Origin of the sequence: Paraburkholderia sp. GAS38 (genome assembly GCF_050434965.1) — a bacterium.
In the GTDB taxonomy this organism is placed as follows: domain Bacteria; phylum Pseudomonadota; class Gammaproteobacteria; order Burkholderiales; family Burkholderiaceae; genus Paraburkholderia; species Paraburkholderia phenazinium_A.
Window position 1 is genome coordinate 287,470 of sequence record NZ_JBNDJO010000010.1, and the last position, 23,318, is coordinate 310,787.

The 23,318-nt window shown below is 60.3% G+C and carries 21 protein-coding genes and 1 pseudogene; 15 read left to right on the forward strand and 7 right to left on the reverse strand.

Annotation, left to right across the window (positions count from 1 at the left end; all coding sequences use genetic code 11):
• Positions 1–22: 22 nt before the first annotated feature.
• The 3 genes and pseudogenes from P3T42_RS23625 to P3T42_RS23635 all read left to right on the forward strand — a co-directional run.
• Positions 23–133: pseudogene (locus P3T42_RS23625) on the forward strand (ESPR domain-containing protein); the annotation flags it as partial.
• 741 nt (positions 134–874) lie between these two features.
• Positions 875–3,244 carry an autotransporter outer membrane beta-barrel domain-containing protein gene (locus P3T42_RS23630; RefSeq protein WP_429307417.1) on the forward strand — a complete coding sequence of 790 codons (2,370 nt, stop codon included), beginning with the start codon at positions 875–877 and terminating at the stop codon, positions 3,242–3,244.
• Positions 3,245–3,251: 7 nt separating this feature from the next.
• Positions 3,252–5,366, forward strand: a complete 2,115-nt coding sequence (locus tag P3T42_RS23635) for a sulfotransferase (RefSeq protein ID WP_429307396.1) — start codon at positions 3,252–3,254, stop codon at positions 5,364–5,366.
• 77 nt (positions 5,367–5,443) lie between these two features.
• Here the strand turns inward: P3T42_RS23635 and P3T42_RS23640 are convergent, their stop codons facing one another.
• Positions 5,444–6,403 (reverse strand): GlxA family transcriptional regulator, encoded by a 960-nt coding sequence (locus P3T42_RS23640; protein WP_074300515.1) that lies wholly within the window; start codon positions 6,401–6,403, stop codon positions 5,444–5,446.
• A gap of 109 nt (positions 6,404–6,512) precedes the next feature.
• On the opposite strand from P3T42_RS23640, the gene P3T42_RS23645 reads away from it, so the two are divergent.
• The 4 genes from P3T42_RS23645 to P3T42_RS23660 all read left to right on the forward strand — a co-directional run bounded on the left by P3T42_RS23645 (position 6,513) and on the right by P3T42_RS23660 (position 9,062).
• A complete protein-coding gene (locus tag P3T42_RS23645) occupies positions 6,513–6,818 on the forward strand; it encodes a putative quinol monooxygenase (RefSeq protein ID WP_074300514.1) in 306 nt (101 codons plus the stop codon).
• 127 nt (positions 6,819–6,945) lie between these two features.
• On the forward strand, positions 6,946–7,560 hold the full coding sequence (locus P3T42_RS23650) for a hypothetical protein (protein WP_074300513.1): 615 nt from the start codon (positions 6,946–6,948) through the stop codon (positions 7,558–7,560).
• Between the two features lie 114 nt (positions 7,561–7,674).
• On the forward strand, positions 7,675–8,268 hold the full coding sequence (locus P3T42_RS23655) for a cytochrome b/b6 domain-containing protein (RefSeq protein ID WP_429307397.1): 594 nt from the start codon (positions 7,675–7,677) through the stop codon (positions 8,266–8,268).
• 2 nt (positions 8,269–8,270) lie between these two features.
• Complete coding sequence (locus P3T42_RS23660; RefSeq protein ID WP_429307398.1) at positions 8,271–9,062, forward strand: molybdopterin-dependent oxidoreductase; 792 nt, start codon at positions 8,271–8,273, stop codon at positions 9,060–9,062.
• Between the two features lie 37 nt (positions 9,063–9,099).
• Here P3T42_RS23660 and P3T42_RS23665 read toward each other — a convergent pair whose 3' ends face one another.
• Positions 9,100–9,507 (reverse strand): ACT domain-containing protein, encoded by a 408-nt coding sequence (locus P3T42_RS23665; RefSeq protein ID WP_429307399.1) that lies wholly within the window; start codon positions 9,505–9,507, stop codon positions 9,100–9,102.
• A gap of 156 nt (positions 9,508–9,663) precedes the next feature.
• Positions 9,664–10,248 (reverse strand): glutathione binding-like protein, encoded by a 585-nt coding sequence (locus P3T42_RS23670; RefSeq protein ID WP_429307400.1) that lies wholly within the window; start codon positions 10,246–10,248, stop codon positions 9,664–9,666.
• A gap of 96 nt (positions 10,249–10,344) precedes the next feature.
• Between P3T42_RS23670 and P3T42_RS23675 the strand changes: the two genes are divergently transcribed.
• From P3T42_RS23675 to P3T42_RS23705, 7 genes are all read left to right on the forward strand, one after another.
• On the forward strand, positions 10,345–10,713 hold the full coding sequence (locus tag P3T42_RS23675) for a winged helix-turn-helix transcriptional regulator (protein WP_429307401.1): 369 nt from the start codon (positions 10,345–10,347) through the stop codon (positions 10,711–10,713).
• 435 nt (positions 10,714–11,148) lie between these two features.
• On the forward strand, positions 11,149–13,869 hold the full coding sequence (locus P3T42_RS23680) for a type VI secretion system Vgr family protein (RefSeq protein ID WP_429307402.1): 2,721 nt from the start codon (positions 11,149–11,151) through the stop codon (positions 13,867–13,869).
• 32 nt (positions 13,870–13,901) lie between these two features.
• The gene (locus P3T42_RS23685; RefSeq protein ID WP_143788474.1) at positions 13,902–15,266 is read left to right on the forward strand and encodes a hypothetical protein; all 1,365 of its coding nucleotides are present in this window, start codon (positions 13,902–13,904) and stop codon (positions 15,264–15,266) included.
• Between the two features lie 74 nt (positions 15,267–15,340).
• Positions 15,341–15,931 (forward strand): hypothetical protein, encoded by a 591-nt coding sequence (locus P3T42_RS23690; RefSeq protein WP_429307403.1) that lies wholly within the window; start codon positions 15,341–15,343, stop codon positions 15,929–15,931.
• A gap of 92 nt (positions 15,932–16,023) precedes the next feature.
• On the forward strand, positions 16,024–16,566 hold the full coding sequence (locus tag P3T42_RS23695) for a PAAR domain-containing protein (RefSeq protein WP_083640640.1): 543 nt from the start codon (positions 16,024–16,026) through the stop codon (positions 16,564–16,566).
• Positions 16,563–17,135, forward strand: coding sequence for a transglycosylase SLT domain-containing protein (locus P3T42_RS23700; RefSeq protein WP_074300504.1), 573 nt, complete (start codon positions 16,563–16,565; stop codon positions 17,133–17,135). Before P3T42_RS23695 ends, P3T42_RS23700 begins: the two co-directional genes overlap by 4 nt.
• Positions 17,132–17,683 (forward strand): hypothetical protein, encoded by a 552-nt coding sequence (locus tag P3T42_RS23705; protein ID WP_429307404.1) that lies wholly within the window; start codon positions 17,132–17,134, stop codon positions 17,681–17,683. The genes P3T42_RS23700 and P3T42_RS23705 overlap by 4 nt, the downstream gene beginning before the upstream one ends.
• Before the next feature lie 33 nt (positions 17,684–17,716).
• Here P3T42_RS23705 and P3T42_RS23710 read toward each other — a convergent pair whose 3' ends face one another.
• The 4 genes from P3T42_RS23710 to P3T42_RS23725 all read right to left on the reverse strand — a co-directional run bounded on the left by P3T42_RS23710 (position 17,717) and on the right by P3T42_RS23725 (position 21,725).
• Positions 17,717–18,334, reverse strand: coding sequence for a riboflavin synthase (locus tag P3T42_RS23710; RefSeq protein ID WP_074300502.1), 618 nt, complete (start codon positions 18,332–18,334; stop codon positions 17,717–17,719).
• A gap of 14 nt (positions 18,335–18,348) precedes the next feature.
• Positions 18,349–19,482 (reverse strand): bifunctional diaminohydroxyphosphoribosylaminopyrimidine deaminase/5-amino-6-(5-phosphoribosylamino)uracil reductase RibD, encoded by a 1,134-nt coding sequence (ribD, locus tag P3T42_RS23715; protein WP_074300501.1) that lies wholly within the window; start codon positions 19,480–19,482, stop codon positions 18,349–18,351.
• A gap of 75 nt (positions 19,483–19,557) precedes the next feature.
• The gene (gene hemL, locus P3T42_RS23720; RefSeq protein ID WP_429307405.1) at positions 19,558–20,850 is read right to left on the reverse strand and encodes a glutamate-1-semialdehyde 2,1-aminomutase; all 1,293 of its coding nucleotides are present in this window, start codon (positions 20,848–20,850) and stop codon (positions 19,558–19,560) included.
• Between the two features lie 233 nt (positions 20,851–21,083).
• Complete coding sequence (locus tag P3T42_RS23725; protein WP_429307406.1) at positions 21,084–21,725, reverse strand: hypothetical protein; 642 nt, start codon at positions 21,723–21,725, stop codon at positions 21,084–21,086.
• 197 nt (positions 21,726–21,922) lie between these two features.
• Between P3T42_RS23725 and P3T42_RS23730 the strand changes: the two genes are divergently transcribed.
• Positions 21,923–23,143 carry a Bcr/CflA family multidrug efflux MFS transporter gene (locus P3T42_RS23730; RefSeq protein WP_429307407.1) on the forward strand — a complete coding sequence of 407 codons (1,221 nt, stop codon included), beginning with the start codon at positions 21,923–21,925 and terminating at the stop codon, positions 23,141–23,143.
• The last annotated feature ends 175 nt before the right edge of the window (positions 23,144–23,318 follow it).

Sequence of the window (23,318 nt, forward strand, 5' to 3'; positions counted from 1 at the left end):
GCGCATACGGGGAATCGAAAAAGTGAACGGTATCTATCGCGTAGTGTGGAACCATGCGCGCCAAACGTGGGTGGCGGCATCGGAACTGGCAAATTCGCGCGGGAAAACGGGGGGCGGCAAGGCCGGTGTGGTTGCAGGACGTGCGGTAGGTTCGTTGCCAATGCGCAAGGTCGTGACCGCCATGCTCGCCTTGGGGTTGACGGGTGGCGCAGTGTCCGTGCAGGCGCAGAGTGCCGGCGGAGCAGGAGCGCTGGGTATCGCAGGACACGGCGGACAAGGGGACGGTGGGGGTGGCGCGGGCGGTGAATCTAGCCCGACGAGTTCTCCGTCGGCAGGCACGGGTAGCGGTTCCAACGGGAGCGCCGGCCGTTTTAGCGGTACCGGTGGTGGTAGTGGAGGCGGGGTCGGACAGACAATCGCAAGTACGCAAACCATAACCGGTCTTGTGTCAGGGGGTAACGCCCAGAATGGCGGCAATGCTTCTGCTGGCGGTAGTGGTGGTGGCGGCGGCGGTGGTGGTGCCGGCGTCCTGATCAACACAGGGACCTTATCCAGCGCGGGCACCATTCAAGGTGGTCGCGGTGGCGATGGGGGTGGTGGCTTTTTGGGCGGCGGCGGTGGTGGTGGCGGTACGGGTGTCCTGGCCAATACAGGGACCTCGTTGTCTAACACGGGAACTATTCAAGCGGGCGATGGCGGTAATGGGGGGAATGGGGTTACCAATGGTGGCGGCGGTGGCGGTGGTGGTGGCACAGGTGTTTTGATTAGCAGCGGGACCCTGTCCAACGCGGGCACCATTCAAGGCGGCAACGGGGGAACGGGTAGCGATGGTGGTAGCGGTGGCGCGGGTGGTGCCGGCGTTAGCGGCTCGAACATGACGATTACCAACAGCGGCACGATCTCCGGCGGCTTGGCGAATGGAGGCAGTGGGGCGCAGGGTGATGCGATCCGGTTCACTGGCGGCACGAATTCGCTGACGATTGAAACGACCAATGCGGCTCTCAACGGCCCCATCGAGCTGAATGCGGGCACGGTGGTGGGCACGACTGTGAGTACGGTAAGTGCCACCATTGGCGCAGCAGTTAGTGGCGTGACGTTGACCAATGCCATCCTGCTCGACGGCAGCACCTCAGCATTGACACTCAGTAGCACGAATGACTTTGGCGTAAGCGGCATCATCTCGGGCAGTGGCAACGTGACGGTAAACGGCAACGGTACGCTGACGCTATCGGGCACGAATACCTACAGTGGTGGCACGACGATTACCGGCGGCACGCTGGCGATTTCGTCCGATGGAAATCTGGGCGCTTCAGCGGGTGCGTTGACCTTCAACGGCGGCACACTGCAAACCACAGCGGGCATCACCTCCAGCCGCAGCGTTGTGCTGAGCGGTAACGGCACGATCGATACGGATGGCGTGGCGTCGACGATCAGCGGCACGATCAGCGGTGGCAGCAACTTGACGGTCGCCAGCAGTATCCGTGGCGGCTCGCTGACCCTGACTAACACCAACACCTACACGGGCGCGACGACAATCAACAGTGGCGCGACGCTGTCGCTATCGGGCGCCGGCAGTGTTGCGGCGTCGAGCGGCGTAACCGACAACGGCACATTCGATATCTCCGGTACCACGGCTGGCGCTTCCATTGCGAGTCTCGCCGGTACAGGGACGGTGGCGTTGGGTACGCAGAGCCTGACGCTCATGAACGCGAGCGGCACCTTCGGAGGAACGATCACAGGCAGTGGCAAACTGCTTACGCAGGGCAGCGGCTCGCAGATCTTTGATGGCAACAGTTCGTCGTTTACCGGCACCACCGAGATTACGGGCGGCCTGCTCGAAGTGGGTGATATCAACACGCCATCGGCGGTACTCGGTGGCGATGTTCAGGTCGACGCGGCCGGCACGCTGCGTGGCCACGGCACGGTCACAGGCAGCGTGACCAATAACGGCACGGTCATGCCAGGCGGCACGGTCGGCACGTTGACTGTGGGCGGCAACTACACGCAGGCGAGTGCCGCGACGCTCTCTATCGAGGTCAGCCCGACAGCGGCTTCGGCTTTGGCCGTGAGCGGCACGGCAACGCTCGGCGGAACACTGGCGATTACCTACGATCCGGGCACATACTCGGCGAGAAGCTACACGCTGGTCTCGGCACACAGTCTCTCCGGCGCCTTCGCCAGCACGACGAGCACGGGCACGTCCTACCTCGGCACGCTCACGACATCGGTCACCTATGGCGCGAATAACGTCCAGCTTGTGCTGGCCGATGCCGTTACGCCTGACGCACCTGCGGCACCCGTGGTCGTTGCACCAACCGACACCAGCATCTACACGGCAGTCGGCACCTCCGCCCTTCTCGGCGCGCAGGCCACGGGCGCCACGCTGCTCGACCGCCTGGATCACGCGTCAGCGGCCACTGCTGGACAGCCCGACGGCTGGGTTGCTGCCACCGGTGTCCAGACGAAGGTGGAAGGCACCAACAGCGAACCCGGCTTCCAGACGAATCGCTATGGCTTCCTCGCCGGGCTCGACCAGAAACTCGGTGACTACACCGTAGGCGTGTCGGCCGGTTACGACCATTCGGACATCGACGAACAGGGCACTGGCGACTCGGGCACGATCGACACGCTGCGCGCAGCGCTGTACGGCAGTCGCTTCGTGGGGCCGGTGAGCCTGGCCGCGACACTCGGCGTCGGCCTCGACTTCCTGTCGCAAAAGCGTCCATTCGGTGACGCGACAGACACAGCCGAAGGCGACCACATGGGGCAGGATGTCACCACGGGTGCCCAGGCGAGTTTGCCGATGAGGTTCGGCGACGTAACGGTCACGCCGCGCGTCGGACTGCGCTACGCGTATTTCCACGCGAACGGTTTCGGTGAGAGCGGGGCGGGTGGAGAAGATCTGAACGTCGGCACGGACAATGTGCACAGCCTGCAGCCGTATGCCGGCGTCACGCTCGACAAGGCATTCGGCGATGCGGTGAAGCCTGTGAACGTCGAGTTGCGGCTCGGCTACGCGCGTGAACTGCTCGATGTGAACCGGACAATGACAGTTGCCGCACAGGACGGCACGGGGTTCGCCGCACCGGGGACCAACCTGCCGCGTGGCTACCTGACGACAGGCGCAAGCGTCACGCTGCATCCGACGAAGAACATGGACGTATCGCTGAACTACGACACGGTGATCAACACGGATCATGCGTCGGCTCAGCAGGGTAGCATTCGGGTGGGTTATCAATTCTGAAACCGTCATGCCCACCGTTCCCAGCAAGGACACTCCAGGTATCCCTGAAGCCCTCCAGCGTGCGCGCGCGCACTGGAGCGCCGGCCAGGCCACGCAGGCCGAACAGTGCTGCCAGAGCGTGCTGGCAGTGTGGCCGGGGCAGGCCGATGCGCTGCATCTGCTCGGCCTGATGGCCCACGCCGACGGCAAGCTCGATCTAGCGATTTCTCACATACGCCAAGCGTGCAACGCAGCGGGTGCACCCGCTGCGTATTCAAGCGATCTCGCCGAACTGTGCCGACAAAAGGGATTGCTCGCGGATGCCGAGGAAGCAGGCCGCCGTGCCGTGGCGATGGATGCCTCGCTCGTGTCGGGCTGGAACAACCTCGGCATCGTGCTTCAGGAGGCGGGCAAGTTCGAGGAAAGCCGGATCTGCCTCGAACGCGTGATCGCACTACAACCCGGCTGGGCGCAGGCGCACAACAATCTCGCCAATACCTGCCGGCGCCTTGACCGCCTTGATCTTGCCGAATTCCACTACCGCCGGGCGCTGGAACTGGATGCGGATTACGCTGAAGCGCACAGCAATCTCGGGTATCTGCTGTCCACGCAGGGGCGCTACGACGAAGCGGCCATCAAGGCCCGCTTTGCGATCGATCTGAACCCGCGTCTGATTGATGCTTACCTGAACCTGGCCGAGGTCGAAACCTCGCGCCGTCATTACGACGATGCCCTGAATGCGCTCGACATGCTCCGCGCGTTCGCACCGCAACATCCGTCCGCACTCATCGCATGCGCCAAAGTGCTTCGGCAGATCGAGCGCTTTACGGAAGCGCTTGATTTCGCGCGTCAGGCGGTGGCGCTTGTGCCCCACAGCACGGATGCGCATCATGCGCTCGCGCTGGTGTTGCAGGCGCTGGGCGAGACCGACGAGGCGCTCGTGGAGTTCGACCATGCGGCACAGTTGCCTGGCGCGTTGGCCGAGGACGCCCTGCTAGGCCGTGCGAGGCTGTTAATGGAAGCGGGCCGGAAAGACGCCGCGCTCGCCGCGTTCGATCATGCACTAGAAATCTTTCCGGACTCCGCACCGATTCTCGCTGCCCGTACCGATGCGCACAAATTCAGCGTGGGCGACCCCGCTTTTACCGTACTTGAAGCGTTTCTCGCGGAAGGCGAACGCCGGCCGCTGCCCAACCGGATTGCGGTGCATTTTGCGCTGGGCAAGGCGTATCTGGATATCAAGGATGGTGAACGTGCGTTCGCCCATTTCGAGGCGGGCTGTCGCCAGAAACGTACGACCTTCGACTATGACGTGGTCGAATCCGGCCAGTGGATGGCGCACCTTGCGCGCACCTTTACACCCGGGCTGTACCACAGGCTGAGCGGCAAAGGCGAGGCCTCCGATTTGCCGGTGTTCGTCCTCGGCATGCCGCGTTCGGGTACCACGCTGATCGAGCAGATCGTTTCATCGCATCCGCAGGTAACGGGTGCGGGCGAGTTGTCGGCGTTGCGGCTCGTGGTAGAGGGGAGCGGAATTTATCCTGACCATCTGCCCGCGCTGGTCAATGACGATGCGAACCAAGGCGAAGCCAGCCGTGTGCTGAAACAGATTGGACGCCACTACCTTGAGCGCATCGCACCGCTCGCGCAGGGCCGCACACGCCTCGTCGACAAGATGCCGGGCAACTTCCTGTACGCGGGCCTGATTCCGCTAATCCTGCCCGGTGCGCGCATCATCCACGCGCGGCGTGATCCGGTCGATACCTGTCTGTCGTGCTATACGAAACTCTTTATTGGTGAGCAGTCGTTCAGCTATGACCAGACCGAACTCGGCACGTACTACCGCTACTACGAGCGCCTGATGGCGCACTGGCGCGAGGTGTTGCCGAAAGATCGCTTCATCGAGGTGGATTACGAAGCCGTGGTGGATGACATCGAAGGCGAAGCGAAGCGGCTGATCGAATTCCTCGATCTGCCCTGGGACGATGCGTGTCTGAACTTCCACGAGAACCGCCGCGTGGTGCGCACGGCCAGTGTGAACCAGGTGCGCCAGCCGCTCTATGCAACATCGAAAGGCCGCTGGCAGGCTTACGCGGCGTATCTCGGACCGCTGCTCGAAGCGTTGGGGATCGATGCGCCGTGACAGTGGGCGTTCAGTCCCGTGAAGCCTCTGGTCTGCCGATCGATGTTGCCGCGATTGTTTTCCGGCTCGCGCCCGATTCACGACACCCGCAACTCGCGGACTCCCTTACCGATCCGCCGTCGCAACAACGTTCGCAACGTGTGGCCGTCCGCGTACCCGACCTGCTCCGCAATGCGATCGACGGTGAGCCTGGTCGTCTTGAGTAATTGGACCGCGCGCTCGATCCGCAGATCCTGAATGTACTCGATAGGGGTTTTACCGAGCACCGCGTTCAGACGTCGCGTCAACGTTCGCGGACTGGTCGCCAACGCATCGGCGACGACGTCGAGTGCGATTGCCGTGCCGAGGTGATCGCGCACCCAGCGGTCGAACCGCTCGACTAGCGGGTCCGAGTGGGAGAGGTGATCGGAGATCGCATAGGCAGACTGCGACAGTCGCGTATCGAACACGAGGTACTTCGCCACGAGCGCCGCAAGCTCAGGGCTGTTGTTGCGGATCAGCCAGAGCGCAAGATCGAGGTGGCTCAGGGCCGCCCCCGCCGTTAGCGCGCCGCCGCTGGGAACGACAATCCGGTGCGCATCCAGGTTCACCTTTGGGTAGCGCTGCCGGAACAGCGGTGAGAGCCACCAGGTGGTCGTGGCTTCGCCACCGTCGAGCAAGCCGCTTTCAGCCAGCACGAACGTACCCGTGCAGGCGGCTGCAACGCGGGCGCCGCCACTTCGCCATGCGCGCAAGGCGCCCAGCGCATCGACCACATCGTCCCGGCCGAGTACAGGCACAAGCGCCTCGCCCGTCATGCGGTTGAGTGCCGGCAAGACGACCCAGTCCGGCGCAGGTGCGCCGCTCATATCGCGGACGGGCACTTGCATGCCAAGCTCGGTGTGCACCTGCGGCCGCATCCCCACCACGGTGATGTCAAAGCCCGCTGTGGCCACCCCTGTCGTGCTTGCAAGGCCGTTGGCCATCGTCAAGCTATCGAGCACCGTGGTGAGGCCCGTGTCGAACACCCCGTCGAGCGCGAGGACAAAAATTCGCATGGCAGGATTGATACCAAAATTGTCGATTCAGACAGTATTCGCTAACGGACTCTGTTTGTACAGTGTGGCTCACCGCATGAACTCCTCACGCGGGCACCGGAGAACACAGATGATCACGCACGCCTTTTTTGTCCGACTTGAAGCCAAACCGGGAAAGGAGCAGGCGGTCGCCGACTTCCTCACCGCGGGCCTTGAAATGACCAATCGGGAGACGACCACGCCGATCTGGTTCGCCCTCAGGCTGTCGCCGACGACCTTCGGTGTCTTCGACGCGTTTGCGAGCGAAGAGGATCGCCAGGCACACCTGCGCGGCAATATGGCCGGTGCCCTGATGGCGCGCGTCGACGAGCTGCTGGCAAGCCCCCCGTCGATCGAACCGATCGACGTCCTGGCCATGAAGAATCAGTTGTCCTGAGTGGCTAACACCCCGGCAACGCACACGTCCAGACGTCGGAGGCCGGTCTTCGGCGACCGTGACAACCGTGGCATCCGTCAGCGTCTGGCGTCCCGATTCAATGGCATTCATGTAGATGGAGTAACTCGTGTCGATTCATTACAAACTAGGTGTTTGGTTCGCTGCTGTTGCGTTTTCGAGCGTGTCTTTTGCGCAAACGCCGGACGTCAAACCGGAGCGGATTCGTGGCGATATTGTGTCGTTCAAAGGCGAAACGCTGACCGTGCATCGGAACAGCGGCGACACCGTGGCGGTCGATGTCAAGCCGGACGTCGGGGTCTCGGCGCTCAAGGCCGCCAGGCTTTCCGACGCCAAAGTCGGTACATACGTGGGGACGCCGGCGCTAGCGGGCAGCGATGGCAAATTGACGGCCACGTCGATGATCGTCTTTCCTGATGCTGCACGCGGTACGGCCGAAGGGCATTTCGCTTATGACTTCGGTCCCAACAGTACGATGACGAATGCAAATGTGGTGTCGGTGGTCACCGGTACCAGCGGCCGTGAATTGAATCTGTCGTACAAGGGCGGCAGCAGTACGGTGACAGTGCCGGAAAACGTGCCCGTCGTGACGCCGGTGCCGGCGAGCAGAACGGATCTCACGGCAGGGAAGAAGGTGTTCCTCGTGGTGACGCCCGGTGCGAACGGCATTTATGACGCGCACGTGCTGTTCGTCGAGAAGGACGGCGTGGCGCCGCAGTTCTAACGCAGGATGCCGGTTCACTGTGGCCGCTCATGGCGGCGAGCTGCCCCATTTGCGGCAAGCGCGGTTGGCCACAGTACCGGCCTGATATCGGCCCTCATCCATCACGAGATCGCTTTGAGCCACGCAACGATTCAACCCGCCTGGGTCCGCATCACACACTGGATTAACGCGCTCGCTGTCGTCCTGATGGCGATGAGCGGTTGGCAGGTCTACGACGCCTCGCCGATTTTTCCAGTCTTGCGATTTCCTTCCGCCATGACATTGGGCGGGTGGCTCGGCGGTGCCTTGCTGTGGCACTTCGCGGTCATGTGGATGCTGGTGGCGAATTTCCTCGTCTACCTCATGCTGAATGTCGCTTCCGGACGTCTGCGCCGGAAACTGCTGCCGATCGGCCTCAGGTCGCTTGCGACCGATCTCGTCGCCGCGCTGCGCGGCACGCTCGGGCACGAGGACCTCACACGCTACAACGCCGTGCAGAAATTCGCCTATCTGGCCGTCATCGTCGATATCGCGTTGGTGATCCTCTCGGGACTGGCTATATGGAAGTCGGTGCAGTTTCCACTGCCGCGCATGCTGATGGGCGGGTACGACAACGCGCGTGTCGTGCATTTTTTTGCAATGAGCGTGCTGGTGGCGTTCTTCGTCGTACACGTCGCAATGGTCGCGCTGGTGCCGCGCTCGCTGCTTCTGATGATCCGCGGACGGTAACCGTGACCTTTCGAAAAAGAGCTCAGGAGCCGGGTTCGTTTCTTTCGTCTCACGCTGAATCCATCATCAAGGATGCGCGCAACGAACTGGGAAATCCCGCGCGCCGCCTGCTCGGCAAGCGGATTCTCTCGCTCGGCGGCCTGGCGATGTTGTCCGGCTGCGATCTCAGCAGCGACAAATCGGTCAACACGATGCTGCGCAGGATCTCGTTCTTCAACGACGACGTACAGGCCCTGCTGTTCGATCCGCACAGGATGGCGCCGACCTATCCCGAGTCGATGATCACGCGGCCGTTTCCGTTCAACGCGTTCTACGATATCGACGACGTGCCGGAAGTCGACCCGGCCTCGTACCGGCTTCAGGTAGGCGGTCTTGCGCATGGCAAACGTGTCTGGACGCTCGACGAGCTGCGCGCGCTGCCGCAGCAGGACCAGATCACCCGCCATATCTGCATTGAAGGATGGAGCGCGATCGGACGCTGGGGCGGCGTGCGTTTTGCCGACTTCCTGAAGCGCGCCGGCGCGGATACGACGGCACGCTACGTGTCGTTGCATTGTGCGGACAACTACTGGACGAGCATCGACATGCCCACCGCGCTGCATGCGCAGACGCTTCTCACGCTGACCTACGATGGCCAGGTGCTGCCGCCGAAGTACGGCTTTCCGATGAAGCTGCGCATGCCCACCAAGCTCGGCTACAAGAATCCCAAACACATCGTCGCGATCATCGTGACGAACGACTACCCCGGCGGTTATTGGGAGAACCAGGGCTACAACTGGTTCGGCGGTTCCTGAGCGACACACTTCATCGAACAGCCGGTCGAATGCGTGCTTACGCCGCGCCTCCGTTCGTCTGCAACTGATGAAGCACCTGCATCGCCGCCTGTGCCGATTCGAGAGGAACAAAAATATGATCGTGGTACGCGCCTGCCACCACGTTACAGCTGATGCCGGCGCGGCCCAATGCACTGGCGAATGCTGCGGTCAACCCGATCGCATCCAGCGCTGAATTCACGGTCAGCGTAATCCAGGCGCATTTGAATAACGCGTTCAAACCACTGATTGCCGCGTCAGTCTCGCTCACAACAACCGACAAACCCTCGGGCTCTCGAATCGATGCGACGATAGCGGCTGGGTCAATAGCATGACCATCCTTGACCGACGCAAACACAAACACGCCTGAGTTAAGCACCGGCTCTAATGTTCTCAACAAAACAGAAAGATCGGAAACGGGGTTCACGTAATCTCCTATGTGGCATCGCTCCAGATCGTTCAGGTTACGCTGGTTTGTCGATGTCACCGATTGTTGACCGATTTGAGGCTGTTGTCGATTCAGGCGCCTACGTCGACTGACCGGAACGAGCTGCGGATTCAACGGGTCGCCGAGCGGTCGTGCTCAGGCCAGACCTTCTTCTGCGAGCGCCTGTGCGACCGAGGGCAGCGCGTTCATCCGGGTAAAGAAAGCATCGAATCGCTCCGATACTTTGATTCCGTGTATGGACGCCCACATTAGCATCACGAACAGGTAAGGGTCTGCGATGGTCATCCTGTCGCCCGTCAGGAACGCCTGGTTCCCGAGCTGCCCGGCGAGGATATCGAAGTGCTTGACCAGCGCCTGCCGGGCGTTTTCCTTCTCCGGCTCGGGTGCGTTTTTCCAGAAAGGCTTGAAGTTGCCGTGGACCTCGGTCGTCATGAAGGAGGTCGCTTCCAGGGCTTGCCAACGGACACGCCCGTCCTCGGGTAGCAGCGTGCCTGTCCGATGAGAGACGTAGGCGAGAATGGCCAGGGCTTCGCCGAGCACACTTTCATCGTCGAGCTCCAGGGTCGGGACGAAGCCCTTCGGATTGATTTTTAGAAAATCGCGCCCGTCGGATGTTCGCTTGTCCTTCGTAATGCTTAACAGTTTATATGGCATTCCCGCCTCGATAAGCGCGATGTGAACGGCAAGACTGCAAGCACCAGGATGGTAAAAAAGGATCATGATATTCTCGGATCGATCAATCGGGATTGTTGGTCAGGGCCAAGTATCTGATCATTTTCTACTTGGTAAAAACGCATATTTTCAGGACTAAGTCATATGGATGTGACCGCGCCGCGCGACCCGCCCAACGATTGCCGTGGGGTGAGCGAAATCCTCACTCGGGTCGGTGATAAATGGACCATACAGGTGGTGGTGGCGCTGCGTGAGCAGCCGCGCCGCTTCAACGATATCAAGCGCCATGTGGCCGGTATTTCGCAGCAGATGTTGACGCGCACGCTCAAGACGCTTGAGCGCGATGGAATGGTGGTGCGTACAGTTCGGGATACGGCGCCGCCGCAAGTGGACTATGCACTGACCGAACTTGGACTATCGCTGTCCGAACCGGTGCGTCAACTCGCGAGATGGGCGAGGGCGCACCTCGCAAGCATTCAAGACCACCGGTTGCGGTATGACGAAAATCGGTGAGGTGGGGTGAGCAAGGGGCTGACTTTGGGGAGGCTGGCAAGTCTCGGTTTCCCGAGCCGGTTCGAAAGGCGGCCAGTGAGAGGCGGTTGTGCAAAACGGGTCTCCGCACATAGGTGACTGTGTGCAGCAACAGCACGGTGTAGTCAGACGCTTTCGATTCGACTTCTTTGGCGCTGGCCATTTGCTACTGTTTCATGACATGAGTCTGAATGCTGCGTTTTTAAACCCGCATGACAATCGGGTGCAAACTGGAAACGGCTGGATTGACTCGACGATATTTACCGATATGCCCGGCGCATATGCAAACTGTGGAAATACATGCCATACGGCGGTTTTACATGTTTTGACGCTGGCGAATAAATTTGAAGTTTTGTACTATCGCGCGGTAACGCGGGAGCGCGTATTGAACACAAGAAAGACGAAAGGCGGGGTAGCATGGGAGCACAGGATTTAATCAGCGCAATAACGGGCGGCGTTTCACAAACTGACCGCCTGCTGAAACTGGATACGCCGTTGGGGTCGAATGTGCTGGTCCCGCAACGCGTGGTGGGCCGCTCGCGCCTCGGCCGCCACTTCGAATTCACGGTCGACGTGGTATCGACCTCCAGTTATATCGAACTCAAGACGTTGATCGCGCAACCGGTCACGTTGTGGATCCAGCAGGCCGACAAATCCTACCTGCCCCACAACGGCTATGTGCATACCGCACGCCGCCTCGGTTCAAACAGCGGACTGACGAGCTACCAGCTCGGCTTCGCCTCCTGGATGCACTTCCTCAAGTTCCGCCGCGACCAGCGGATCTGGCAGGACAAGACCGCCGACGACATCATCACAGACGTCTTTAACACGCATCCCCAGGCCCAAGGTTTATTCCAGTTCGCACTCTCAAAGCCGCTGCCCTCGCGCTCGTACTGCCGCCAGGACGAAGATGACTGGAACTTCGTACACCGCCTGCTCGAATCCGAAGGCTTATATGGATTCTGGCAGCAGGCGCAGGATGGCAAATCGCACACGCTGGTGATCACCGACCGGCTCGCGACGCTTGATGCACTGTCGCCGGAAACAGTGCCGTTCTACCGGGCGGGCACTGGCAGCGAGACGGATGCGCTCACCCAATGGTCGGGCACACGCACGCTGCAAAGCACGTCGCTGAGCACGCGCACATTCGACTACAAAAGCCCCTCGACGCAGTTCAACCCCAAAAGTACCAACGTGCCGACGATGCCCAACCAGGGCGCGTTGCCTGATCAGGCGGAGGTGTACGAATACACCGGCGCGTACACCTATCCGAAACAGGACCGGGGCGACCAGCTCTCCGGGATCCGGATGGAGGAGTGGGAGTCGCGAGCCAAGCGCTTTAAGGGCGTAGGTGGGGTTCGAAGAATCGATGCGGGACGGCGCTTTATCCTCAGCGGCCACCCGGACCACGACCGGGATCAGTCGAGCCAGAAGGAGTTCGCGGTGATCGAGGCGTCGTGGGTGATCGCGAACAACGTGCCGGCCGGCAACCCGGGGCCGGACTATCCGCACAGCCTGCAGGGCACGCTCGATGAGGTACGCGCGAGCCACGCCAGCGATACCGGGCTCAAGGTGACGCACGCGGACGGCTCGGAAGGCTTCTACCTGGCTGAGATCGAGGCGCAGCGCACAAGCGTGCCGTATCGCAGCTCGTTCGACCATCAGAAGCCGGAGACGCATCTGGAGTCGGCGATAGTGGTGGGTCCGAAGGGCGAAGAAATCTACACGGACGAACTGAACCGCATCAAGGTGCAGTTCGTCTGGGATCGACTTAACGGCGGCGACGAGAAGGCATCTTGCTGGGTGCGGGTGGCGCAAGCCGATACGGGTAACGGATATGGCGGCGTGCATATGCCGCGGGTGGGCGAAGAGGTACTGATCGATCACATCGGTGGGGATTGTGACCGGCCGGTGGTGATGTCGCGTCTGTATAACGGGTCAGTAAAACCACACTGGCATTCAAACGGACTGCTGTCAGGCTACCGCTCGAAAGAGTATGGCGGCAGTGGCTACAACCAGATGGTGATGGATGACTCGAGTGGTCAGAATCGTGTGCAGTTATTCAGCAGCAGCACGAATGCGCAATTGCATTTGGGGTACCTGATTAGCCAGACTGGCAATGCGCGAGGCGCGTATGTGGGCAGCGGCTTCGATCTCAAGTCGGACGCGTATGGTGCGATCAGGGCCGGCCAGGGACTTTATGTCTCGACTCACCCCACTGCTGATGCGACGACTCAGCCGCTCGACGTACGCGACGCGAGTAGTCAACTCGATAATTCGGAAAGCGTGATCGAGGCGTTGTCACAGGCTAGCGAGACACATCAGGCGGAAAGCCTGAAGAACGGGCAGGATTCGTTGAAGAGCTTTACGGATGCAACGCAATCCGCATTCACTCCCGACGCCACGAGCGGGCGCACAGCGGGCGGTGGCACGGGCAGCGCAAACGCGTTCCAGAAAGCCCTGATGCTCTTCGCCAGCCCGGTTGGAATTGGCACATCGACGCAAGATTCAATGCACCTAACGGCTGACCGTCACATCAACATCGTAAGTGGCCAAAGCACTCATCTTGCTGTCGGCAAATCCTTGATTGCGAGCGTGCGGGACAAGCTGAGTCTGTTTGTACAGCAGGCGGGGATGAAACTGATTGCCGCAGCGGGAAAAGTGAGAATTGAAGCTCAAAGCGATGAGATGGCGCTGGCTGCACTCAAGGACCTGGCCATCACGAGCACCGACGGAAAGATTGTCCTGAACGCCTCGAAAGAAATCTGGATCGGTGTCGGCGGGTCATACATTCGCATCACGGCACAAGGCATCGAGAATGGCACAACCGGACAGATTTGGGAGAAATGCGCGCAATGGAGTTTGCCGGGAGCGGCGTCAATGCGCATGCCTTTGCCGGACCTGCCCGGAGCGAAGCAATACAGCGCGCAATTCACCGTGAAAGATAAAAGCGGTGCAGTTCTTAAAGATTACCCATATCGTCTGGAGTCCGAAAGCGGACCGACGTGGTATGGACGCACCGACGAGAACGGATTGACACAGCGTGTATGGCTGGCGAGCCCGCAGAATGTTCATGTGCATCCGCATGATCCCGGTCAAGATGGGGACGACTACGTTGACGATCCGCACGATTGCTGATTCCGATAACAACCGATGAGAACGGAAAGGAAATGACAAATTCCAGTGGCGCACCTATTGGCACGGTTACGGCTGACGCTAATCAACCTACACAAGATGCGCATTGTTTGACTCGCAAGGTCACTTTCGTTTTTTACTGCGCGCCGCGGGACGATAACAATCTCAATCCAATGTACACAGCCGTCTATGGCCATGACGCGACGCATTTGGGTGTGACCGATTCCGCATCCTATCTCAACGGTCTTCCGTTTGTGGTGGTCGATGCTGATGCACGTAAGGTCATTTACCCTTATGTCAGTACTCATGGCCAGACCGCGAAATTTCTAGCTCCGGTGACCTCCAGCGGATTGCATGATGGCCTTCGTAATGTGCATACATTGCCACCAATCAATATCCCAAATGACGTAACACGCATCGCGTTGCATATTGCCAACGATGCCTTTGAGTTGCACCGGAGTTTTCAATTGTTCCCGTGGACCGTCCCGGATGTCGCGCACATCAAGGTGCATATCTATGAGATACGAGCGGATTTACAGGACAAATTTTCAACAGAAAATAGTCTCGGAAGCACTCCGGCAGAAAACGAGATCGTAGCGAAACCCGGGGCGACCAACGAATACTTCGGCTATCTGAATGGCGACCTGTGGCTAAAACTCAGCCACGAATTCACCAATGATGAAATTACACGGCTGTGCCCGCCAGAAACGCTATCCCGGCCAACGCTTGGCAGTTCGGCCCCGAGCGGCAGTGCCCCTCCTCAAAGTGCAACAGCAGGGGGCACTATCCCTCAAGGTGCGGACCAAAACGGAGTCACGCCACAAAATGTGGCCCAAAGCGTTGCCGCGCCTCAAAGTGTAGCGATCGATTGGGCGACCACGCTACAGCCCATTTATAGTGCAGGAGTAGATTCCCGCTCCATGGACGCATTCAGTGTCCAGATTTCCCAACTGGGCATCACACTTAAATTTGCCGCGCGAGCCGTCGCGAATGCTATTAACACAAGTGCCAATACTACTGTGCAACAAGCCCTTCAGCGGACGTCGCCTCGTGCATTTGCGGCGATTCTGAAAGCAGCATGGCGTCTCAATATCAACACTGTCGATCTCTCAAGTTCGTGGCGACCGATGCTCGGCTCCAGACTGCACAAGATGGGTGTTGGATTGGATGTTACGGAGATCGTTGATTCGGCGGAGAGTCTCGATTTTAAAATTCACAATCACAGCCACGCAGAGCGTAAGGCCCCATTCCCTACCAGTGCTGGTGGGCAGAAGCTCGCTCGACTCTATCAAGAGTTGCGCGGCGACAATGAAGTGGATGCGCCTTACGTTTATACGCCGTGGCTCAATTGGGTCGAACCACACGACACTCATATGCACATTACGGTGAAGTATGAATGAGCGTCGAGTTGTTTGGTTGATTGTGTGTACTTTATTCTTAATAGTGAATTGATTGACGCGAGGATGGACTTGCTATGCATCTGGACATGGATGGAAGGCTGCCAAGAGCGATTTTTGGTGTGATGCTGATGTGCGTATTAAGTTTCTCTTTAACTGCATTTGCACAGGAGACAATTTCATCTCAGAAGAGTTTGGAGGTCGCACTGGAAAATGCGGTGATGTGCAAGACGGAAGCGATTGGAATTTTCAGTGGAGGTGAGTTTGATGGTGGTCCTGACGATCCACAAAAGCCACTCGAAGCTTTAGGGGTGAAGATGGTTAGCCAGGACAAACATGGCGGGATGAGATATCTCCTCCCACCGGGCGTGAAAGTATTTGGCTATGAGGCAAGTGAGGTGGGTTATTTTGACTCGAGCACCACATTATTTTTTGTAATTCTGCGGACTGACTCGAATCAGTTGGCTGCGATTAATAAAAAATTGAAGCTCAATCCCGTTCCCAGGGGCAATCCGGACGGGTACGGATATTTCGAGGATTTCGATGCTAGCTATATTCGGAAGTTGGGCAGTGGAAAAGAGCAGTTTCCCTATACTATCTTTAGTGCGGTGGGTCACAATAATGGGGGTGGTCACGTAATAATAGGCTGCCAGAATCTTGCATGGTAGCGAAATGCAATTTCTCGTCTTTTAATATGTGACTTGATTTTTCCGGCTTCAAATAGTTGATGGGAGTATATGGTGTGAGGCGTTACCTCATTATGCTGGGTGACAAGACGACGGCGGACGGTGTCGTGCTTGAAGGCGAACCCGTTTCGACCGCGCGTGGGCAACCTTTCGCGTATCAGGAAGCAAAGGTCAATTGTCACGCCTGCAAGTCGGAGGGATACATCCGTAACGTCGGCCCGAACCGACCGATGGTATTGATGGGCAAGCAGGTCGCGCTGGAAAACGACCTCTGTATCTGCAAATGTAACCCGCCTCCCAAGCTGATTGCGTCGCAGAGCAACGCGTTCATGGATTTCGATTCGGCCGAACTCGCGACGATGGGGTACACGCCTCAGGGCAGATACATCGGCGATGCATCCTACGATCAGCATTTTCTCTTGAAAGACGAGCGCACTGGTCATCCACTCAAGAATACGCCCTACAAGATCGTGACTGACGACGGGGAAGAGATCGAAGGTCGCACCGATGAACACGGACACACCGAAAAGGTGTATGCAGACAGTGCCGTGACCGCCACTATCGACGTGTTCGAAGAGCATGCGCCGCTGGACCCCGACTGGGATCGACACCTATGACAGATGGGAAGAAGGCGATCAAGACGCAAAAGGCGGAGCTGACACCCAAGTCGGATCAGAATCCGGCTACCGTGCCGGTCGATGATTCAGCAAGACTGCGTGAAATCCGAAAGTTGGTCGAGGCTAACAATCACTCGACCCTTGATGAGAATCTGATCATTTGCCAGATATACATGGAATCAAGATTTGACGCGCATGCTGGCGCCTCGCACGATGCGAAGGGGCTTTTCCAGATGCAACTCGGGGGTGTCCAGCAGGTTTACAAATACAGGAAGCAGAAAGAGCGCGGTGGGCGCATGCCTAGCGACGCGCAAACAAAGCAGGCTTTTAGTGACGGGGCTGCCATGCATGACAGCCCTGAAATCTTCGATGAAGCAACGAACATACAGCTCGGGACAGAGTACATGCAATATTGGCTTGATCGTTCCAGTTCTATCGAAGATGCGTACAAAGCGTATCGAGGCGTAGATAACGGGATTTACTACAAGAAAATTAGTGCTGCTGCGACGAAGCTCGCCGCCGACCCTGACTCAATGCAGGTTCTCCGCGATATGGTGACGACGAAATGAAAAGTCTCGCTCTCAGCCTTGTACTGGTCGCTACCGCCGCACTCGGCGCAACGCCGGACGCCGGCGATGCTGGCACCCTGCGGCCAGTGCTTTCGTGTGTCCTCGAAGACGGAAGTCGCGCAAAACTTGAAACAAGCTCGCACGGTCTGGATGGAGATTCGTTATTCGTACAGGTGGGGGGTAAAACCGAGCGTGCGTTTCTTGACATGCCACGTACCGATTTTGTCGGTCACATTGCACTGGCAAAATGCGTCGGCAAGACGCTCATTTTTGCGCTTAATTACGGACCACCTTACCTGAAGGGTGTCGCAATTCGACAGAACCCGGTAACGCACGCTGACGAACGAATTTACTTTGCAGAGAAAACCTTACCTCGCTGGTTGTATTCCGGACGCAAGGAGATGTTGGTGATTATTCCCAACGAGGGTGATGAGACGGACAAGAAGTATCTCGTTTATCGATACGAAGCGGGTAAAGGGCAACCGGACGAAAGCACGCCCACGGACCAGCTACCGGTTGCGCTACGCGATCTGATCCGCATCAAGTGATTGGAACCCGCAGCCTTATTAAGGTGACCACGACTATTGTGGCGACGTACTAAGCATCCTCTCCACATACCTCGCAATCAAATCAATCTCCAGATTCACCTTCACCCCCTCACGCAGATGCTTGAGCGCGGTGACCTGAACCGTATGCGGAATCAGATTGATCGAAAACTCGCAGCCGTCATCGCGATCCTTCACCGAGTTGACCGTGAGACTCACGCCGTTGACGGTAATCGACCCCTTGTACGCGAGATAGCGGCCAATCTCACGCGGCGCCAGCACGCGCAATTCATACGACTCGCCCACCGGCGCGAAATGCGTGACCGTCCCAAGCCCATCCACATGGCCCGACACGATATGGCCGCCCAGCCGGTCATGCGCACGTAGCGCCTTCTCGAGATTGACCTCGCCCGGCTCGCCGAGGCCCGCCGTGCAGTTCAGGCTCTCGCGCGAGACGTCCACTTCGAACGAGTTCGACGTCTTGGCCACCACGGTCATGCAGGCGCCTTGAATCGTGATGCTGTCGCCGAGCTGGACGTCCTCGAGATCGAGGGCGCCCGCGTTGACGTTCAGGCGTACGCCCGCAATCCCATCGTTGCCGAGGGGCTTGACTGATTCAATGCGGCCGACCGCCGCGACGATTCCGGTAAACATCGTGCTGGTTCCTTTTAGTTCGCAGTAGGGTGGGGCGCGGGTTGCGGCGCGAAGCGCGCCAGAATCCGCACGTCGTCGCCGATCCGGTCGACGGTGTGGAAGGTCAGGCGTACCCGGTTATCGAGCGCTTGCGGTGCGACCAGACTGAACATGCCCATCGAGTCGATGCCGAGCAGACTCGGCGCCAGATAAACCAGCAGCTCGTCGACGCAGCCCTCGCGCAGCAGCGAGCCGTTCAGCTTGTAGCCGGCCTCGACGTGCAGTTCGTTGACCTGGCGCTCGCCGAGCGCCTTCAGCATGCCCGGCAGATCCACCTTACCGGCCGCGTTCGCCATTTGCACGATCTCCGCGCCATGGTCGCGCAACACGTTCGCGCGCGCGGTGTGACGCTCGTCGAGATTGCCGCAGAAAATCAGCGTCGGCGCACCGGCGAGAATCTGCGCGGTGGGTGGCACATCGAGCTGGCTGTCGATCAGCACGCGTTGCGGCTGGCGCGGCGTGTCCACGGCGCGCACGGTCATGCGCGGATCGTCTTCCCGCACGGTGCCGATGCCCGTCAGGATCGCCGACGCGCGGGCGCGCCAGGCGTGGCCATCGGCGCGCGCGGCTTCGCCTGTGATCCATTGGCTTTCGCCGGATGGCAGTCCGGTGCGGCCGTCGAGCGAGGCGGCCACTTTCATGCGCACCCACGGCCGGCCGCGCGTCATGCGCGACACGAAACCAATGTTCAGTTCGGCGGCTTCATTGGCGAGCAGACCGCAGCGCACTTCGATACCCGCGTCGCGCAGCATCTTGAGGCCGCGCCCCGACACCTGCGGGTTCGGGTCTTCCATGGCCGCGACCACGCGGTCCACCTGTGCTTCGATCAGCGCATTGGCGCACGGCGGCGTGCGGCCGAAGTGGCTGCATGGTTCGAGCGTGACGTAGGCCGTGGCGCCGCGCAGATCGTGGCCGCGCGAACGCGCGTCCTTCAGCGCCCGCACTTCGGCATGATCCTGCCCGGCCGGCTGCGTGAAGCCCTCGCCGATCACTTCGCCGTTCTTGACCAGCACGCAGCCGACGCGCGGGTTCGGATCGGTCGTGTACATACCGCGCTTCGCCAGAGCGAGCGCGCGTTCCATATGGACGAAATCGGTTTGCGAGAACATCGGCGTCCGGTCGTTAAGTGCTGTGGCGTGTTCTATCGTGAGGTCTTTACGCTTGCATCCATGGCTTCAGATGCTTCAGGCCGCCAGCGCGGCGAAGGCGCCGCGTGCCGCGTCGACCGTCGCGTCGATGATCGCGTCGTCGTGGGCAATCGACACGAAGCCCGCCTCATAGGCCGACGGCGCGAAGTACACACCCGCGTCGAGCATCTTGTGGAAGAACGCGTTGAAGCGCGGCACGTCGCTGGTGGTGACTTCGGCGAAGCTTGCCGGCACCTTGTCCGCGAAGTAGAGGCCGAACATCCCGCCGAGCGCGTCCGCCGCGAACGGCACCTTCGCTTCGCGAGCCGCCTCGCCGAGACCTTGCACGAGACGCGTGGTGCGCGCGCTGAGGGTGTCGTAGAAGCCTGGTGCCTGGATCAGTTGCAGCGTCTTCAGGCCGGCCGCCACGGCGATCGGATTGCCCGACAGCGTACCCGCCTGGTAGACGCCGCCGAGCGGCGCGAGGTGGGCCATGATGTCGCGGCGACCGCCGAATGCGGCAGCCGGCATGCCGCCGCCGATCACCTTGCCGAGGCACGTGAGATCCGGCTTGATGCCGTAGACCTGCTGGGCGCCGCCCAGCGCGACGCGGAAGCCGCACATCACTTCGTCGAAAATCAGCACGGAGCCGTATTCGCTGCACAGGCGCCGAAGGGCGCCGAGGAACTCCGGCGTGGCGCGCACGAGGTTCATGTTGCCCGCTACCGGCTCGACGATCACCGAAGCGATTTCGTTGCCGAAGGCCTTGAAGGCTTCTTCAAGTGCGGTGACGTTGTTGTATTCGAGGACCGTGGTGTGCTTCGCGATATCCACCGGCACGCCGGCCGAAGTCGGATTGCCGAAGGTCAGCAGGCCCGAGCCGGCTTTGACCAGCAGGCTGTCCGCGTGGCCGTGATAGCAGCCTTCGAACTTGACGATGCGGCTGCGGTTCGTGAAGCCGCGGGCGAGACGCAGCGCGCTCATGGTGGCTTCCGTGCCGCTCGAGACCATGCGCACCTGTTCGATGGATGGCACCAGCTTGCAGATTTCCTCGGCGATCTCGACCTCGGATTCGGTCGGCGCGCCGAACGAGAAGCCGTTGACGAGCACCTTCTGCACGGCTTCGAGCACTTCCGGATGGACGTGGCCGAGGATCATCGGGCCCCAGGAGCCGATGTAGTCGATATAGCGCTGGCCGTCGGCGTCCCAGAAGTAGGCGCCCTGCGCGCGCTCGATGAAGCGCGGCGTGCCGCCGACCGAGCGGAAGGCGCGCACGGGCGAGTTGACCCCACCGGGGATGGTGAGCTGGGCGCGTTCGAAAAGCGCTTCGTTCCTGGAATGGCTGGACATGGACGTGGACCTGTCTGATAGGGATGCACAGAGGCGCGCGGGATTGAGCGACGGCCGGCGGACGGCCGGCCCGCATGCCCGTTTCGCGGCAGCTGAATGGTTATCTGAAATTGTACCGGAGTCACGCGCAGTCGGCGGGCCGCGGCAGCAGAGGGGCTTGCGGTGGATTGTCCCGGTGCGGTGCGGTAGGCGGGCGCCGCACGGGCCGGGCTGCGACGCCCGTTTGGCCGGGTTTAGGCTTTCTTTCGGACAGATCGCCCGGGGCCGCCGGTGGGGCGCGCGGGGCCCGCGGCACCATTCCCCGACGTCAGCGAGAGCGCGGTGCTGAAGGGCGGGTGCCTGACGGCCGCCGCTTCACCGGCGCGCTTTGCCGCGGCATGGGCCGAAAACTTGGAGGACTGCGTCGGCCCCGTAGGCGGGGCAAGCGGCGGTGGTTTGCGCTTGCCGGTCAGTTCGGCCCAGCGTTTTTCGAGTGCGCCTTCGGCGACCGGCTTGATCGACGTACCGGATGCCTGCGCATCCCACGTCTGCACGGAGAAGGGATGGACGCGCAAGGCGTCGCGCGTGACGACGACCTCCTGATGAGCGTCGACGAGCCAGTCGTAGACGAAGTCAATGCACAGACGATAGCCGCGTTTGGAGTAGGGATCGGGCACTTCGTACGGCGCGCGCGTGACGTAGCCGGAGCCGAACACGCCTCGGGGTTCCTGGGTGACCCGATGGAGGAACACACGGTCGCCGGGCAGGATGCTGCGGGCGACGCCGCAGCCCCAGACATCGGTCACCGCTTCACCGGCGGCGACCCGCTTGACGACATCGGGCAGCTCTGGCCAGGGCCATTTCTTGGGGCTCCAGATCAGCAGGAAGGCGGTCATGACGGACTAGGGCAGATGGGTTGGGAGGGCCGTTGATGGCTTAGGCGGGAGCTTAACCGATTGGCGGCCATGCTGACCAGGCGTACGCGCGACGACCCATTTGACCGTCGCGTACAATTGCGGCTGTCAATGCAGCGGTCTTCACTGTTTTCCGCGGTCCGACGCGTAGGTCAGCGGGCTGCTTCTTCTGGATTCCCATGTCTCACGTCACTCGACGCCGGCCCGATGGCCGGCTGATCCTGTTGCTCGGCGCGCTGGCTGCGTGCGGACCGATTTCCATCGACATGTACCTGCCGAGCCTGCCATCGATTGCGCAGGCGTTTCTGGTCAGCACCGGTGCCGCGCAGACGACGCTCACGAGTTTCATGTTTGGCTTTTCGATCGGCATGTTGTTGTACGGGCCGCTTTCGGACTCGTACGGACGGCGGCCGGTGCTGCTGGGCGGGATCATCATGTATGCGCTGGCGAGCATCGCTTGCGGCTTTTCGTTTTCGATTGGATCGCTGGTGACGTTCCGTTTCGTGCAGGCGCTTGGCGCGGGTGCGGCGTCGGTGCTGGCGCGCGCGATTGCGCGGGATGCGCACGAGCCGGCCGATGCGGCCCGGGTGTTATCGATGCTTGCGATTGTGACGTCGATCGGGCCGTTGCTGGCGCCGCTGATTGGCGGCCAGTTATTGTTGCTGGGCGGATGGCGGGTGGTGTTTGTTGCGCTGACGCTGTTTGGCACGGTGTGCGCGGTGACGGCGTACCTGAAGGTGCCGGAGACGTGGCCGCGGGAGAAGCGCAAGCATTCGGCGGTGCTGCAGTCGTTTGCGGCGTATGGGAAGTTGCTGCGCGACCCGGTGGCATGGGGGCATATGTTATGCGGCGGGATGGCGTTTGCATCGATGTTCGCGTACATCACGGCGACGCCGTTTGTGTACATCGAGTACTTCCATGTTTCCGCGCAGCATTATGGGTTTCTGTTTGCGTTGAATATTGTCGGCATCATGTTCGGCAACTTTATGAATACGCGGCTGATTGGGCGGTTGGGGTCGTTGCCGATCATTTCGTTTTCGGCGACGGTTAGCTGTGTGGCTTCGCTGTTTGTGTCGTTGGTCTGCCTGACCGGGTGGGGTGGGTTGTGGTCGATCGTGGCGGGGTTGTTTTTTGTGGTTGGGGTGGTGGGGTTGTTGTCGGCTAACTGCACGACGGATTTGATGCATCGGTATCCGAACAATGCTGGGGCTGCGGCGGCGGTGTTTGGGGCGGTGCAACTGGCGTTGGGGGCGGGGGCTTCTCTTGCTGTGGGAGTTTGGGAGGGGGCTTCGCCTAAAGGGATGGGGGTTGCTATTGGCGTTGCCGGCGGGCTTTGTTATTGTGGCAAGCTGTTGGTTGTTCGCTGGCACGGGCGGGGGGTGCCTGGGGGTGTTGCTTAGGGTTGTCTTTTTGCCTGGGCGGCGCTTTGGTTGTTGTTCCTGCGGGGTTGGCCTTTCCTTGATTTCTTAGTGGTCTATTGGCGATGCCCCTGTGCGGGGCGGCACTTACTTTCTTTGCCGCCGCAAAGAAAGTAAGCAAAGAAAGCGGGCTCACACCGCTAGCGTTTAGTGAGCC